The organism is Pedobacter glucosidilyticus (assembly GCF_002483235.1).
Lineage (GTDB): Bacteria > Bacteroidota > Bacteroidia > Sphingobacteriales > Sphingobacteriaceae > Pseudopedobacter > Pseudopedobacter glucosidilyticum_B.
Genome location: NZ_DLHN01000028.1, coordinates 23407 through 39168 on the forward strand (window position 1 = coordinate 23407; position 15762 = coordinate 39168).

The 15762-nt window shown below is 34.1% G+C and carries 7 protein-coding genes; all 7 read left to right on the forward strand.

The features are described from left to right. Positions 1-215 precede the first annotated feature (215 nt). The 7 genes from B2745_RS12500 to B2745_RS12530 all read left to right on the forward strand — a co-directional run bounded on the left by B2745_RS12500 (position 216) and on the right by B2745_RS12530 (position 15728). The gene (locus B2745_RS12500) at positions 216-3296 is read left to right on the forward strand and encodes a SusC/RagA family TonB-linked outer membrane protein (RefSeq protein WP_304067134.1); all 3081 of its coding nucleotides are present in this window, start codon (positions 216-218) and stop codon (positions 3294-3296) included. A 4-nt stretch (positions 3297-3300) separates the two neighbouring features. Beyond that, on the forward strand, positions 3301-4815 hold the full coding sequence (locus B2745_RS12505; protein ID WP_304067137.1) for a RagB/SusD family nutrient uptake outer membrane protein: 1515 nt from the start codon (positions 3301-3303) through the stop codon (positions 4813-4815). Positions 4816-4826: 11 nt separating this feature from the next. After that, a complete protein-coding gene (locus B2745_RS12510; RefSeq protein ID WP_304067139.1) occupies positions 4827-6344 on the forward strand; it encodes a DUF7594 domain-containing protein in 1518 nt (505 codons plus the stop codon). Positions 6345-6444: 100 nt separating this feature from the next. After that, positions 6445-8988 (forward strand): T9SS type A sorting domain-containing protein, encoded by a 2544-nt coding sequence (locus tag B2745_RS12515; RefSeq protein ID WP_304067142.1) that lies wholly within the window; start codon positions 6445-6447, stop codon positions 8986-8988. 2 nt (positions 8989-8990) lie between these two features. Beyond that, positions 8991-10427 (forward strand): hypothetical protein, encoded by a 1437-nt coding sequence (locus tag B2745_RS12520; protein WP_304067145.1) that lies wholly within the window; start codon positions 8991-8993, stop codon positions 10425-10427. Beyond that, positions 10417-13110, forward strand: coding sequence for a glycoside hydrolase family 2 TIM barrel-domain containing protein (locus B2745_RS12525; protein ID WP_304067148.1), 2694 nt, complete (start codon positions 10417-10419; stop codon positions 13108-13110). Before B2745_RS12520 ends, B2745_RS12525 begins: the two co-directional genes overlap by 11 nt. 11 nt (positions 13111-13121) lie before the next feature. Continuing rightward, positions 13122-15728, forward strand: a complete 2607-nt coding sequence (locus B2745_RS12530) for a glycoside hydrolase family 3 protein (protein ID WP_304067151.1) — start codon at positions 13122-13124, stop codon at positions 15726-15728. Positions 15729-15762 lie beyond the last annotated feature (34 nt).

Consider the following 15762-nt stretch of genomic DNA (forward strand, 5'->3'; position numbering starts at 1 on the left):
TGAGTGCTAAAAGAAATTATGGAAAAGAATCAAATAAAATTATTGTTAGTAGCTGCATCATTAATTCTTGTTATGTTTCTTTTCTTTCATTTAATAGTATAAGCTAAACCAATTTATTAAACCACAGTCTTAATTCTTTTTTGATTTAGGATTGATTTAATGATATTGAACTAAGAGCATCTTAATCTCTTTACTAACCAATTTAAATTAATGATATGAAACAATTTTATCAAAACTACGGGATACCCCGTCTTTTAGGAGTTTTTGTTTTCATGTGTTTGCTCTGTACAAATGCATTTTCACAAACTAAAATTCCTATTAAAGGTATTGTTACTGATGTTAAAGGAGAACCCCTGCCAGGTGTTGCAGTAAAAGTAAAAAATATAAATAGCACCGTTTTAACAGATATTGATGGCAGTTATAATATCAATATAACAACAGATAATGCAACCTTAATATTTTCTTATTTAGGGTTTGAAACCCAAGAAAAAGTAGTTGGTAATCAAAGAAATATCAATATACAATTAAAAGAGTCTTTTAAAGATTTGGATGAAGTTGTAGTTATTGGTTATGGTACACAAACAAAAAGAGAGCTAACCGGCTCGGTTAGTTCTATCAAGGCAGATCAAATAGATCAATTTGCTGGTGGTTCTATCAATACTAGTTTACAAGGAAGAATAGCTGGTTTACAAATTACCACCAATTCTGGCGAGCCTGGTGCGGGTGCTAATATAACTTTAAGAGGTGTTTCTTCTATTAACGGAGCTAGCCAACCTTTATACATTATTGATGGAGTTGCAGTTAATAATGATGCTTTTGAATCATTAAACGATGGAGCTTCTTTTAGTCCTTTAAATGATATTAACCCGGCAGATATAGAATCTATAGAGGTTCTACGTGATGCTGGTACAGCCTCTATTTATGGGGCAAGAGCATCTAATGGCGTTATCATCATCACTACCAAAAAAGGTGCTGCAGGCAAGCCAGTTATAAACTTTGCTTATAACAGTGGTTTGGTAAGTATATCCAGAAAAATTGGAAATCTTAATGCTGCACAATTTAGAGAAGCTAACTACGAAGCCAATTTAAACGCAACAGGTTTGCCTCCTAATAGGGTTCCATTATATGATTCTTTACATCCATACTTTAGAAATTCATTTAATTGGCAAGACATCATGTACCGCGAAACTTATCAGCAAAAGCTAGATTTTAGCGTTAGTGGTAGCTCAAAAGAGAAAAACGTTGACTATTACATAAGTGCAGGTTTTAGAGATTTAGCACCCATAGTTGTAGAAACTAAATACAACCAAATTTTTGGTAATGCTAAAGTAAATTACAAAATCAGTAATGCTATAAAAGGTTCTACAACTTTTAATCTTTCTAATTATGGGTATAATAGACAGGATAATAGCATTATCTCAAGGTATTTAACTACCATGCCTGTTTATGCTCCTTATGACCCTATAACAGGTAATATTATTCCTTTATTTGAGGCTTCTAAAACCAACCCTTTAGCACAAGCACAATTTGTTACCAATGATATTAAACGTTGGAGATTAATTGGAAAGCAAGAAGTTGGTGCTAATATTACTAAAGCATTAGAATTTAAAAGTAGTATAGCCTTAGATTTTAGTAATACAGAGGCATTTTATTACTCGCCCCCAATTTTGGCAACTAACTCTTCAGGCAGATCTGTTTTTAGTGATTACCGTCCCGAGCTAAGAACCATGTTTGAAAATGTTAATACTTTATCTTATAGCACTAAAATTAAAAAAGACCATAGCTTAAGTTTATTATTAGGGCAGTCTTATCAAATATTTAATTCCAATGCTACTTTCGTAAGAGGTATCGGAAATATTGATAATCAAATAACTTCTATTAGTGGTTCTGCTAGTATAGCAAACTTTAGCCAAAGCGAGCAGCAAAACGTATTACTTTCTTATTTTACTAGGGCTAATTATAATTATAAAGGAAAGTATTTATTCTCCTTTATCATGCGTAGAGATGGTTCTTCAAGGTTTGGCGAGCGCTATCAAAATGCTTATTTCCCTTCTTTATCTGGTGGATGGAGATTTTCTCAAGAATCATTCATGAAGAACTATAAATGGCTTTATGATGGAAAAATTAGAGCTAGTTATGGTATCACTGGAAATCAAAGTATTGGTAATTATGCTTCTCAAGGAGCTATTACAAGAGCAGGCTCTTATTTAGGTGAACTTTCTTTGGTTGCTGATGCTTTGGGTAATAATGATTTAAGATGGGAAACCACAAAGCAGTTTGACTTAGGGGTTGATTTATCTTTCCTTAAAGGAAGATTAAATCTTACAGCCGATTATTATACCAAAAACAGCGACGATTTACTATTTAACGTACAAATACCTTCACAAACAGGTTACAGCATTATTCCTTTCAACTTTGGAAGCTTAAGTAATCAAGGTTTTGAGTTAAGTGTTGATGGAATTATCATAGACAAAGCCTTTAGATGGTCTTCTTCATTTACCTTGGGTACTAATAGAAATAGGGTAACATCTTTACCTGGTGGAGAAGATTACCGTCCAAATCCTTTTAGTTTAGCAAGAGTTGGCGAAGCAGTTGGTGTTTTCTACGGATTTAGAGCTTTAGGTATTTATGCTAGGGATGAAGATAATGTTTATATAGATGCAAATGGTGTTTCTTCGCAATACAGAAGAGGTTCTGCTGATGGTGATATTTACAAAGGTGGGGATGTAATTTATGAAGACATCAACGACGATGGAATTATAGATATCAATGATTTACAAATTATTGGTAATCCAACACCTAGAGCATTTGGCGGTTTGCAAAATACTTTTGCTTACAAACGCTTTACATTTAGTGTATTTGTGAATTATGTTTTTGGTAACCAAATATTCAATCAATTAAACAGAAATCAGGATAGTAACCAATTTGACCCTAACTATTCTGATAAACAATTAAGAAGATGGAGACAGCAAGGAGATGTAACCGATATACCAAGATTGGTTAAAGGAGATCGTATGCAAAGTTATGCTATCAGCAGCAGATTTGTTGAAGATGGTTCTTTTATCAGATTCCAAAATGTGGCATTATCTTATAGTTTACCTGCAAAAACAATCAGCAAATTGGGTTTAACCAATGCTAATATTGGTATAAACGTACAAAATCTTTTAACCCTAGGAAGCTATACTGGTTACGACCCCGAGGTAAGTTCTGGCGCTAATCCATTAGGCTTTGGTATTGATAATGGTGCTTTTCCAAAAACTCGTTCTTATAACCTGTCTTTAAACGTTAAATTTTAATTATATGAAAACTAAAATTCAACATATTCTCATAGCAATCAGCTTTTTAGTTGTATTTGCCTCTTGTAACTCGGTTTTAGATAAAGATCCACTTACAGAATATACTTATGATAATTTTTGGAACGAGCCCGCACAAGCTAGTGCAGCTTTAAGTGGTGCATATTTCAGGTTGCAATCTACCTTAAATACAGAGTTTATCAGTTATGGTGAAGCAAGAGCTGATATTTTAGAGGTTACCAGACCTGATAATGTAACTACTCTAGCATTACAAAATAACACCCTCAACCCTGATTTAGGTTTAACCGATTGGACAAATTTCTATCGTGTTATAGGTCAAGCTAACCTTATTATCAAAAATGTTCAAGAAATGAGGGCCAAAGGTTTGTATGTAAATCAAGATGCTGAGTACAACCGGGTTTTGGGCCAAGCTTTAGGTTTAAGAGCACTTTGTTATTTGTATATGGTTAAAGTTTGGGGAGCAGTACCATTAATTACAGAACCTGTTATAAGTAATGGTGATATTAATGCATTTAAAACTCCTCGTACAGATACTATACAAGTTTACAATCAAATAGTAGCAGATTTGTTAAGAGCACAACCTTTATTACCAACATCCTATAGTTCTGATGCCAGAAGAACCAGAGCAACCTTAACAAGAGGTGGAATTGATGCTATATTAACTGATTATTACATGTGGCGAAATGATTTAGATAGCGCTTTAGTTACATCAGCAAGAATATTAAGCAACACGCAATACAGATTAGCTAATTTATATGACCCTGCTATTGATTATTTAGCAAGACCACAGGTTGATATTGACAATACAGAGTATGCAAAGATGTTTATTGATGGATTTGGTCCCGAGTCTATCTTTGAAATGGCCTTTAGTTTTGATGAAGGTACAACATCAGGATTAATTTCTTTATTTGGAGGTGGGGAAGGTTTGGCTCAGTATTTTGCCAAATCAGAATTTGCATCAAAATTTCTCCCTACTGATTTAAGAGTGCTGGCTAATTTTAAATCTGATGTTCAGATATTTAAAATGTTTCCTAAAGGTACTTTTGATAGGGTTACTGCTAATGATAAAAATGTTATTCTTTACCGTTTAGCAGATATTATTTTGATGAGAGCCGAGGCTTTAACATTAAAAGGTGATAGAAATGGTGCTTGGGCATTATTAAGAAGAGTTAGAGAACGTGTCTTTGGCGTGGCTTCTTCAACCAACAATTATAATAATGATATTACTGGACCCACAGGTTCTAATGCAAGAGCAGCTTTTTTAGCTTTAAGCGTAAATGAAGCTCATGATGTTATTTTAGAAGAAAGACAAAAAGAACTATGTTTTGAAGGTAAAAGATGGTTTGATTTGGTAAGAACTGGCAGAGTATTTACTACCAAAGTAATCGTTAATGATACAGAGCGCCCTATAGTAGTTAACGCCGAAAATATTCTATTCCCTATCAATCTTAATATCATTAGGCAAAACCCTTTAATAGAGCAAAATAATTTCTATAAATAAATCAGGAAAATATGAAAGCATTAACAAAATCAATGGTTTGTTTGCTGATAGTAGCTATCGGCTTAACTTCCTGTGAAAAATTTTCTGTCCTCAAAAGTGTTGATATTGACCATCAGCCAGCCGGACAAAATCTATTAAATAAAACCATTTGGGAATTTTTATCAGAAAATAATTTTCATGCAAATGATTCTACAAACGTTGGCTTATTTGGAAGAGCTATAGAACACGCTGGCTTAAAAGATTTATTAAATCAGCAAGATGCTAGCTTAACCGTAATTATACCAACAAATACCACCTTAAGAGCATTTTTAGCAGGCTTGGGCTATGCGTCTGTTACTGATGTGCCTCCTGTTGTACTCAAAAATCTACTACTGAACCTTGTTATAGACACTAAAGTGCGCTCTTTTGATTTAGAAGCAGGCAAAAACACAGCTTTTGTAAGTTTAAGTAATGATAGTTTATACCTTACTAGAACTGTAACTGTATCTAATGAGTATGTTTTAACCGTAAATTCATCTACAACTTCTAATTCCTCAAGTACTTCTGTTAGAACACAAAACTTAGAATTTAAAAATGGTGTGGGGCATGTTGTCAATAATTTTACCCATTATATTGGTAAAGTTAATTTTCCTGATGAAGTAGATAATAATTTAGTTGATTTTTTAAGCGATACCATTTATATAACAAAAGATACTTACAACCAAAATGGAAGTACCGCTAATAAAAACAGAAATCATGGAAACTTATTAGAAACCATTACAAAATTAGCAGATGCCACAGGAAATAACGCTAATTTTGCTAGAAGAATATTAACGCAGTTCCCTGTTAGACAGCCTAGTTTTAATGATAGAATTGGTACAGTGAAGCTAGAAATGTACTTTCATAACATCACAGGACCTGCAAATTTAAATTTTTATGAAGACCAGAATGTTGATTTTAATGAATTAACAGTAAACTGGAATAATGCTCCGGTATATGGGCCTGTACCAATTGCGAGTATAAATATTACCACAGCTTTAAGAAATACTTGGCAAAATGTTGATATTTCTCCAGTTTATATTTCTGCATTGGCAAATGGAAAAACTTTTATGAATATTGGTTCTTCAATTTCTGCCGACCAAACCATTGGCTTTAGAACCAAAGAATTTGAGGGTGGCCGTTTTAGAGCCAGAATTATCTTGAATAGTCCACCGGTTACTATTATAAGTCCGGTTAATAATAACCCATTACAAGTTGAGTTAGCTCAAAAAGTAAAAGCAATAACTTTAAATGAATTAGAATTTAGCGGTACAGCCAATAAAAATATAACCTATACCATAACTAACTCGCCACAAAACGGTTTCATTGTCATTAACGGGTTACCTGCTTCTATAAATTCATCTTTTACACAAGAGCAAATCACTAAAGGAGTGGTAAAATACCTATTTGCAGGCACAACAGCAGCAACAGATTCTTTTACTGTTGAAGCTAAAGACTTTCAAGGAGGAATTTATGACGAAGCAGTTAATATAGCCATCAATATCAGATAGTAAAATCTAAATACAAGTATTAGCCCTGTCTTATTTTAAGATAGGATGGGGCTTCTTTACTCAAAATAAACCAATTATTAAATCATTTTAAAGGCATTTTATGAAATACAATTACTTAAAAAAACTACTAGTTGGCTTGCTTTTTTTAGCCTCAACGGATGTAGCATTAGGTCAAGCTACCGTTACACACCCAAGTGCTGTAAGTATTGCAGGTGGTTATTCTCAAAATTTTGATAATATGGGAACAACCTATCCCACAGGTTGGTATGGATGGAATGTTGAAGAATCTGCTCCAGGTGGTTCGGTAAATCCACGTGTTAAAGAGCCTAGAGCAAATATAAATACCATATTGAATGGAACAGCCGCTTCCTCGGGTAACAACGTTTACAACTTCGCTGGAAAAATAGGTTTTAAAAGTGGAAACTCATCAGATAATACCATTATGGTAGCATTAAATACTGCTAACGTTACCCAAAGAGTAAGGGTTAAGTTTGATGCCATGGTTATACGTAATGTTTATAACGGTACTACCTTAAATTTGGTTACATCGTTAGTTTTACAATATCGTATTGGTACTAGCGGAGAGTTTACCAATGTAAATAATACGGTAAGAAATGGTACAACTGCACAAACATCAGGTACAAACGGCCAGAGTTTACAAAACTTTACCTTCATATTGCCAGAAGAATGCAGTAATGTTCCTGTTTTACAGTTAAGATGGATTTTAAGATATATTTCTGGCGATAATAACCCAGCAAGTTCAAACGATAGACCTAGTTATGCTATAGATAATTTTGTCGTAGATACTGCCCCAGCGCCTCCACCATTTACAGGTTATACCATCACCAACAAAAATATAACTGCCCAAAATGGAAATACTTACGCTACCAATGTTGTAAGTGGCGTTACTCGTGTTGAGGCTTTAACACCTTACAGGGCTTCTTTGGCAGACGATAAAGGTGCTGGTACCGGATATTTTAGTACCTACAAAGATCCTGTAACTGGCGTGTGGCATTTTTTAGACCCTGATGGGCATTTATTTTACATGATGGGCGTAAACGTGGTTAATAAAGGCGGTGGTGTAGACCCTGTAAACCAGTTAACCAGTATTTATGCTAACACTATAGGTAACTTCTCTGATGAAACTATTAATAATAAAATTCCATGGACATCAAGATTAAACTTTGCTTTAAATTACAGAGGTGTAGATACCAGAATACGAACACTTTATGATAATTCTATTATTCCTGTTTTTGATGCTGCCTTTTTAACGTATTGTAGAAATAGAGCTGCTGCCGAAATTACTACTGCAGAAATAACAAATAAATTCTTGGTAGGTTATTTTTCTGATAATGAAGTGCCTTTAGCCAATGCTTTTACAGGACCTAGCTTAATTGAAAAATGGCTTGATGTTTCTTTTTACGGCGGGCAGGCTGCTGCTGATACTGATCCAAATTATATAGCCGCTGTAAATTGGATGAAAAGTAGACATGGTGGTAATTTAGTGGCTCCTAACAATGCTGATAAGCAAGAATGGCCAGGTGTAGTTGCTGCTAAATATTATGAAGTTTGTAATACAGCTATTAAGGAAAGAGACCCTAACCATTTATTTTTAGGTAGCCGCTTACATCAGGATTTGCAAAACCCTTTCTTATTTCAAAGTGCCGCTTTACATTGCGATGTTGTTTCAGTAAACAATTATAACGTTTGGACAGAAGCAGAACTAAATGCCAGATATGATGTTTGGGCTACTACGAATAAACCATTTTTAATTGGCGAGTTTTACGCTCAAGCATCTGATGCAGGTTTGCCTAACTCTTTAGGTGCAGGTTTTAGAGTTTTTACACAACAAGACAGAGCTGATTACTTTGAAAATTTTACCCTGACTACTTTGAAGAATAAATCGAGTGTTGGCTTTCAATATTTCGAATATAAAGACAATCCTTTAGATCCATCAGACCCAACCAAGGGTGATAATAAAGGTTTGCTAGATTCAGAATACAGATGGTGGGAGCCTATGCGTCAGTCCTTTACAGAAATTGGGCAAGACGTATATCGTTTAAGAGAATATCTACTAACACAAACTCTGCCAGTAGAACTTAAAGATTTTAAAGTTAGTAAAAATGCTAATCAAGTAGATGTTAGCTGGGTTACATCTTCCGAAAGAATTAACGATTATTTCGAAGTTCAACATGCTACTACCGCTAATAATTTTACAACTATAGCTAAAGTAAAAGGCAACGGCACCACAAATGCAGTTCATACTTATTCTTTTAAACACATCAATCCGGCAATTGGTATTAATTATTATAAATTATTACAATATGATTATGATGGTAAGTTTACCGAGAAAGGTATCAAATCTATTAATTTTAGCTTAAATTCATCAGATAATGCTGGCTTAATGATTTATCCTAACCCATCAGCAGATGTTATCAATGTTAATTTATCTGAATTTGAAGGTAAAACAACAACCCTAACAATAACTGATATGTTGGGTAGGCTTGTATATCAAGAAGAATTTGATGTTTTAAATAATACTGTTAAATCTTTATCCTTAAAAAGTAAATTAGGGCAAGGCACTTACCTTATACAAGCGAGCACACAAGGTTTAACCAAATCATCAAAAATTCAACTTCAATAATAATGACTAAAGCAACTGCACTTTTCTACGCTCTTATTTTAATAGCTGTTTCTATAAATACTTATGCACAGCAAAGTGGCAACTATAAGCCCGAATATGTAGATGCTAAAACCAGAAGTGCAGACGCATCAGGAAGTTCCAAATACTCAGACTGGAAACCTTATGAAACAAGGTTAATTGATAATATGACGGATTTTGTACCGCTAACAAAACCCGACTTAAATAAGTACGGTAGCCAAAAAGAAGTTAAACTTAAGGCTACCGGCTTTTTTAGAACAGAAAAAGTTAAAGACAGATGGTGGATAGTAGACCCAGAAGGTTACTTGGGGACTAATGTTAGTGTTAATGCTATAAGTCTGGGTGCATCTACAAGAAATAAAAAAGCCTTTAACCATTTATTTAAAAATGAAGATTTATGGATGAAAAATACCATAAATGAGCTTCATAGAATGGGTTTTAATTCTTCTGGATCTTGGTCTAGAAATGATTTAATCATTAAAAATAATGAAACAGAAAAGCCCTTTGTTTATAGTTTAAATTTAAGCTTTATGGCCTCTTATGGAAAAAAAAGAGGTGGTACTTTTATCGTTCCGGGGCATACAGGTTTCTTAGGGAATGCCATTTTTGTATTCGACCCCGATTTTGAAAAATATTGCGATGAGCAAGCTCAAAAATTAGTTGCTTATAAAGATGATCCAAACTTGTTTGGATATTTTACGGATAACGAGTTGCCTTTTAATCTTAAAAATTTAGAAGGCTATTTAGGTATAAACAATCCTCAGGATTATGGCTACCAAGCTGCTAAAAAGTGGCTTGCTGATAAAGGTATTGAACAGGCTGATATTACTGATGAACACAGAAAAGCTTTTTTAGCTTATGTTGGGGATAGATATTTCTCTATCGTTTCTAAGGCCATCAAAAAGTATGATCCTAACCACATGATTATTGGAAGTAGGTTTTACTCTGGCGAGAAAAACATTCCAGAGTTTATGCAAGCTGTTGGAAAGTATTTAGATATCGTATCTATCAATTATTATGGCGTATGGACACCTACTAAGTCTTTCATGGCTAAATGGACAGAATGGTCTGGCAAGCCGTTCATCATCACAGAGTTTTATACAAAAGGTATGGATTCTGGCTTACCTAACATTTCTGGTGCTGGCTGGCAAGTAAAAACTCAGGAGGATAGGGGTAAAGCCTACCAAAACTTTTGCCTAGGATTATTAGAGTCTAAAAATTGTGTGGGCTGGCATTGGTTTAAATATCAGGATAACGACCCTGAAGATAAAAATGCAGAACCATCTAACCGAGATGCCAATAAAGGAATTTTTGATAATGATTATAAAGCCTATCAACCTCTATTTAATAAAATGCAGCAGCTTAATATCAATCGCTATAAACTAATTTCCTATTTCGATTCTATAAATCATGAACATTAAAAATTCATCTACCTTACAATTATTTATTTTTCTATTATTTTCTTTCTCTTTAAATGCCCAAGTAAGAGAAAGTTTTTCTATAAATGCTAATTGGCAGTTTACTAAAGGAACGGTTCAAAAAGACAAGCCTAGTAATTGGGAAACCGTATCTATCCCTCACAGTTGGAATAAGTTTGATGTTATGGATGATGAGCCTAGTTATTATCGTGGCTTAGGTACCTATAAAAAGACAATTTATATCCCAGCTAACTGGAGCAAGAAAGACGTTTATTTGCATTTTGAAGGTTCTGCACAAGTAACCACAGTTTTCCTAGACGGAAAACTTATTGGTAAACATATTGGAAGTTATAATGCTTTCAGTTTTAACATTACATCTTATCTAAATTTTAAAGAAAATATCAATTCAAGTCACGAATTGCTTATTCAGGTAGATAACAGTTACCATCCTGATATTCCTCCATTAACCGCTGATTTTACTTTTTTTGGCGGTTTATATCGTGATGTTTATTTAAAGGCAGTAGATAAAGTTCACTTTGATATGGATAATTACGCTTCTTCTGGTGTTTTTATCACCACGCCCAAAGTATCAGCTTTAGAGGCATCGGTAAATATCAAAGGCGCTTTTATCAATCGTAGTAATACCACTAAAACTGTGGTCATTAGTCATAAATTATTAAATGTTCAAGGCGATATCGTAAAAGAAATCAAACAAAATATTCAAGCAAAAGCTCAAGAAAAAATAAGTTTAAACCAAAATATGGTTGGCCTTAAGAATCCTCAATTATGGTCACCAGAATCTCCATACCTATACCGTCTTATATCTTCTATAACAGATAGTAAAACGAATACCGTTTTAGATGAAATATCTAATCCTTTAGGTTTCAGATGGTTTAGTTTTGATGCTAAAAATGGCTTTTTCTTAAATGGTAAACCTTTAAAATTGATGGGGGCTAGTCGTCATCAAGATTTTAAAGATATGGCCCATGCTTTAACAGATGAAATGCATCTAAGAGATGTGGTTTTACTGAAAGAAATGGGAGGTAATTTTTTAAGAATTGCCCATTATCCACAAGATCCTGCAATTTTAGAAGCTTGTGACAGGTTAGGTATTCTGGCCTCTGTTGAAACGCCTATCGTGAACCAAATTACAGAGTCTGATGCTTTCGCTGATAATGCTAAAACCATGCATCTAGAGATGATAAGGCAAAATTATAATCATCCTAGCCTAATCATTTGGACTTATATGAATGAAGTGCTTTTACGTTTGCCTGCTTATGAGAAAAATTCATCAGCACAGATGGCTTACTTCAATAAAATTACTCAACTAGCTCAAGAACTGGAAGATATAACCAGAAAAGAAGATACTTATCGTTACACGATGATTCCAAATCATGGTAATTTTGATTTATATCAACAAGTTAAGTTAACAAAAATTCCTATGCTAGTAGGCTGGAATTTATACCAAGGTTGGTACTCTGGTAAATTAGATGGCTTTGCAGATTTTTTAGATAAGCATCATCGCGAATTACCTGATAAACCTTTATTAATAACCGAATATGGCGCAGATGCCGACCCACGTTTGCATAGCTTCAAGCCGGTACGTTTTGATAAATCTATAGAATATACCAATTTATACCATCAGGTTTATTTTAAAGCTATGATGGATAGACCTTTTGTTGTTGCAGGTATGATTTGGAATTTGGCCGATTTTAATTCGGAAACAAGGACTGAATCTATGCCGCATATTAACAATAAAGGTATCATGACTTGGGACAGAATACCAAAAGACGGATACAGATTTTATCAAGCTAATTTATTAAAGAAACCATATCTACAAATTGGCTCTAAAGAATGGAATTTAAGGGCTGGTTTTGCTGTTTCTAACTCAAATCTAACTTCCAATCAAACTGTATTAGTGTTTAGTAATCAGCCCTATATAACTTTAAAGCATAATGGTAAGTTTATAGCAGAGGCTAAATCAGTACTGGGTATTGCCACTTTTGAAGTGCCTTTTGTAAACGGCGAAAATACCCTCATCGCTTCATCAAAAATTAACGGCGTTGAAGAAATTACAGATCAGTTAGTCGTAAATTTTAAACTGTTAACAGATGATTTAGCCAATACAGTTATTCCTTTTGATGATATCAATATCAGTTTAGGCGATTATAGATATTTTAATGATAACTTAAGTAATCAAATTTGGATACCAGAACAAGCTTATAAACCCGGCAGTTGGGGTTATATTGGAGGTAAAGTTTTTTCTATAGAAAACAGTCAAAGACAAAGCTACGGTACAGATAAAAATATCCTGAATACAGATTTAGATCCTATTTATGCAACACAAAGAATAGGTATTGAGCAGTTTAAATTTGATGTTCCTGCCGGAGATTACGAGCTTATTTTACATTTTGCCGAGCTACTTTCTGATGAAAAAAAGGAAGATTTAATTTATAACTTAGGTAACCAAAACCAGCAAGATAAATTTACAGAGAGGGTATTTGCTGTTGTTGTAAATGATAAACAAACTTTACAGCTAAGTAATAAAGAATTTTTAACGCCAGAAACTGCTTTTTCAACCAAATTAAGTGTGAGTACAAAAGCTAATGAAGGTATAACAATTTCTTTTCAAGCTAATAAAGCAGAACCGATTTTAAATGCCATTCAACTCAAAAAAATCCGATGAAACAAAGCATCATGCAATCAAAGAAATATTTGATAATACTTAGTTTTTTAACCTTTTCTATCCTTAGTCACGCTCAAACTTATAAATTTCAAGACGACCGTTTAAGTGCCGAGGAACGTTCTGAAAACTTAGTGAGTTTATTAAGCCTAGAAGAGAAAGTAGGCCAAATGTTAAACGCTGCACCTGCAATTCCAAGATTGGGTATTCCTGCTTATGATTGGTGGAATGAGGTTTTACATGGTGTAGCTCGTACACCTTATTATACTACTGTTTTTCCGCAAGCCATAGCTATGGCCGCAACTTTTAACCCAGATGCTTTAAATAAAATGGCAGATTATGCCGCTTTAGAAGGTAGGGCTATTTATAATGATGCCATTAAAACAGGAAAGTCTGGCCAACGTTATGTAGGTCTAACTTATTGGACACCCAATATCAATATTTTTAGAGACCCACGTTGGGGCCGTGGACAAGAAACGTATGGTGAAGACCCATATTTAACAGGAACTTTAGGAAAAGCATTTGTAAAAGGTTTGCAGGGTGATGATCCTAAGTATTTAAAAGCCGCAGCTTGTGCAAAACACTATGCGGTTCATAGTGGGCCAGAGCCATCCCGACATGTTTTTAATGTTTCGCCAACCATGTACGATTTATGGGATACTTATTTACCCGCGTTTAAAGATTTGGTTGTTGATGCCAAAGTAGCTGGTGTTATGTGTGCTTATAATGCTTTTAAAGGTCAACCTTGTTGTGCTAGTGATGATTTGATGACTGATATTCTAAGAAATCAATGGCAATTTAAAGGTTATGTAACTTCAGATTGTTGGGCTATTGATGATTTTTATAAAAACCATAAAACCCATCCAGATGCTGCTAGTGCAGCAGCTGATGCCGTGATACATGGTACCGATATTGATTGCGGAACAGCAGCCTACAAAGCATTGGTAGATGCTGTTAAACAAGGCAAAATATCAGAGAAACAAATAGATATTTCTGTACAAAGGTTATTTACCATACGTTTTAGATTAGGGATGTTTGATGATGTTGCTAAAGTAAAATATGCTCAAACACCAAAATCTGTTTTAGAAAGTCAAGCACATCAGGCTCATGCCTTAAAAATGGCCAGAGAATCCATGGTATTGTTAAAAAATCAAAACCAAATCTTACCACTAAGTAAAAACTTAAAGAAAATTGTTGTCTTAGGTCCAAATGCTGATAACACCATTGCCGTTTTAGGTAATTATAATGGTATACCATCCACAACCATCACAGCATTAAAAGGTATTCAAGACAAAGTAGGGGCACAAACACAAGTGGTTTATGAACAAGCAGTTAATTTTACCAATGATACTTTGTTAAGGTATATTAATCTTGATAACTATTTTTCTTTTGAAGGCAAGCAAGGTTTTAAAGCAGAATATTTTGATAACCAAAACCTAAGTGGTCTTCCAATTTTTGTAAGAAATGAAAAATCAATACAAAACTTTTGGCAAGAAGGGCAAATTGTAGTTAATAATCTAAAAGCTTACAATTTTTCAGCTCGGTACACAGCAGATTATAAAGCTCATGAAACAGGAGAAATCACTTTTGAACTAGAAGGTGATGATGGCTATAAATTCTTTATTAATGGTAAGGAAGTTTTAAACGCATGGACAAGAAATAGGTGGGGCGCAAAAACATTTAAACTTGCTATAGAAAAAGATAAAGTTTATCGTTTGGTGGTAGAATATCAGCAAACAGAAGGAAAAGCATCCATTCAGTTAAGAACCGGAACGCGTTACAAGCAAGATTTTGATGCTTTAGCTAAAAAACATCAAGATGCTGATGCTTTCATTTTTGTGGGTGGGATATCACCTCAATTAGAAGGCGAAGAAATGCCTGTGAATTATCCAGGCTTTAACGGTGGCGATAGAACTTCTATTTTGTTGCCTCAGGTTCAAACAGATTTGATGAAAGCCTTAAAGAAAACACAAAAACCCATTGTTTTTGTGATGATGACTGGCAGCGCTATTGCTACTCCTTGGGAAGCAGCTCATGTACCAGCTATCATCAATGCGTGGTATGCTGGCCAATCTGCAGGCACCGCTATTGCTGATGTTATTTTTGGCGATTATAATCCATCAGGTAAATTACCTTTAACTTTTTATGCCTCTGATAAAGATTTACCAGATTTTGAGGACTATAACATGGCTAACAGAACTTACAAATACTTTAAAGGTAAAGCACTTTTTCCTTTTGGCTATGGTTTAAGCTATACCAATTTTAATTATACTTGGGATAATAAGCCCTCACAAAACGTTTATAAAGAAAACGAGATTATCAATACAGCTGTAAATATTAAAAATATAGGTAATAAAGACGGAGATGAGGTACTACAAGTTTATATCAAATATCCGCAAAGCGATAAGTTGTTGCCTTTAAAAGAATTAAGGTATTATAAAAGATTATCCATAAACCAAAAACAATCAGCCAATACTAAAATAAATATCCCTATCAACGATTTAAAAAAATGGGACGATACTAAACAAGCTTTAACTTTGGTGTCAGGAAAATATGGCTTATTTATTGGTTCTCATTCAGAAGACGCTAAACTAAATTTTGAATTCTTTGTTCAAAACTAAAACTTGCGTTATTTGTGATAGGAACAAAATAATT

Coding starts and splice junctions, on each gene's coding strand:
- B2745_RS12530 (WP_304067151.1), top strand. CDS start 13,122: ATGCAATCAAAGAAATATTTGATAATACTTAGTTTTTTAACCTTTTCT.
- B2745_RS12500 (WP_304067134.1), top strand. CDS start 216: ATGAAACAATTTTATCAAAACTACGGGATACCCCGTCTTTTAGGAGTT.
- B2745_RS12515 (WP_304067142.1), top strand. CDS start 6,445: ATGAAATACAATTACTTAAAAAAACTACTAGTTGGCTTGCTTTTTTTA.
- B2745_RS12510 (WP_304067139.1), top strand. CDS start 4,827: ATGAAAGCATTAACAAAATCAATGGTTTGTTTGCTGATAGTAGCTATC.
- B2745_RS12520 (WP_304067145.1), top strand. CDS start 8,991: ATGACTAAAGCAACTGCACTTTTCTACGCTCTTATTTTAATAGCTGTT.
- B2745_RS12525 (WP_304067148.1), top strand. CDS start 10,417: ATGAACATTAAAAATTCATCTACCTTACAATTATTTATTTTTCTATTA.
- B2745_RS12505 (WP_304067137.1), top strand. CDS start 3,301: ATGAAAACTAAAATTCAACATATTCTCATAGCAATCAGCTTTTTAGTT.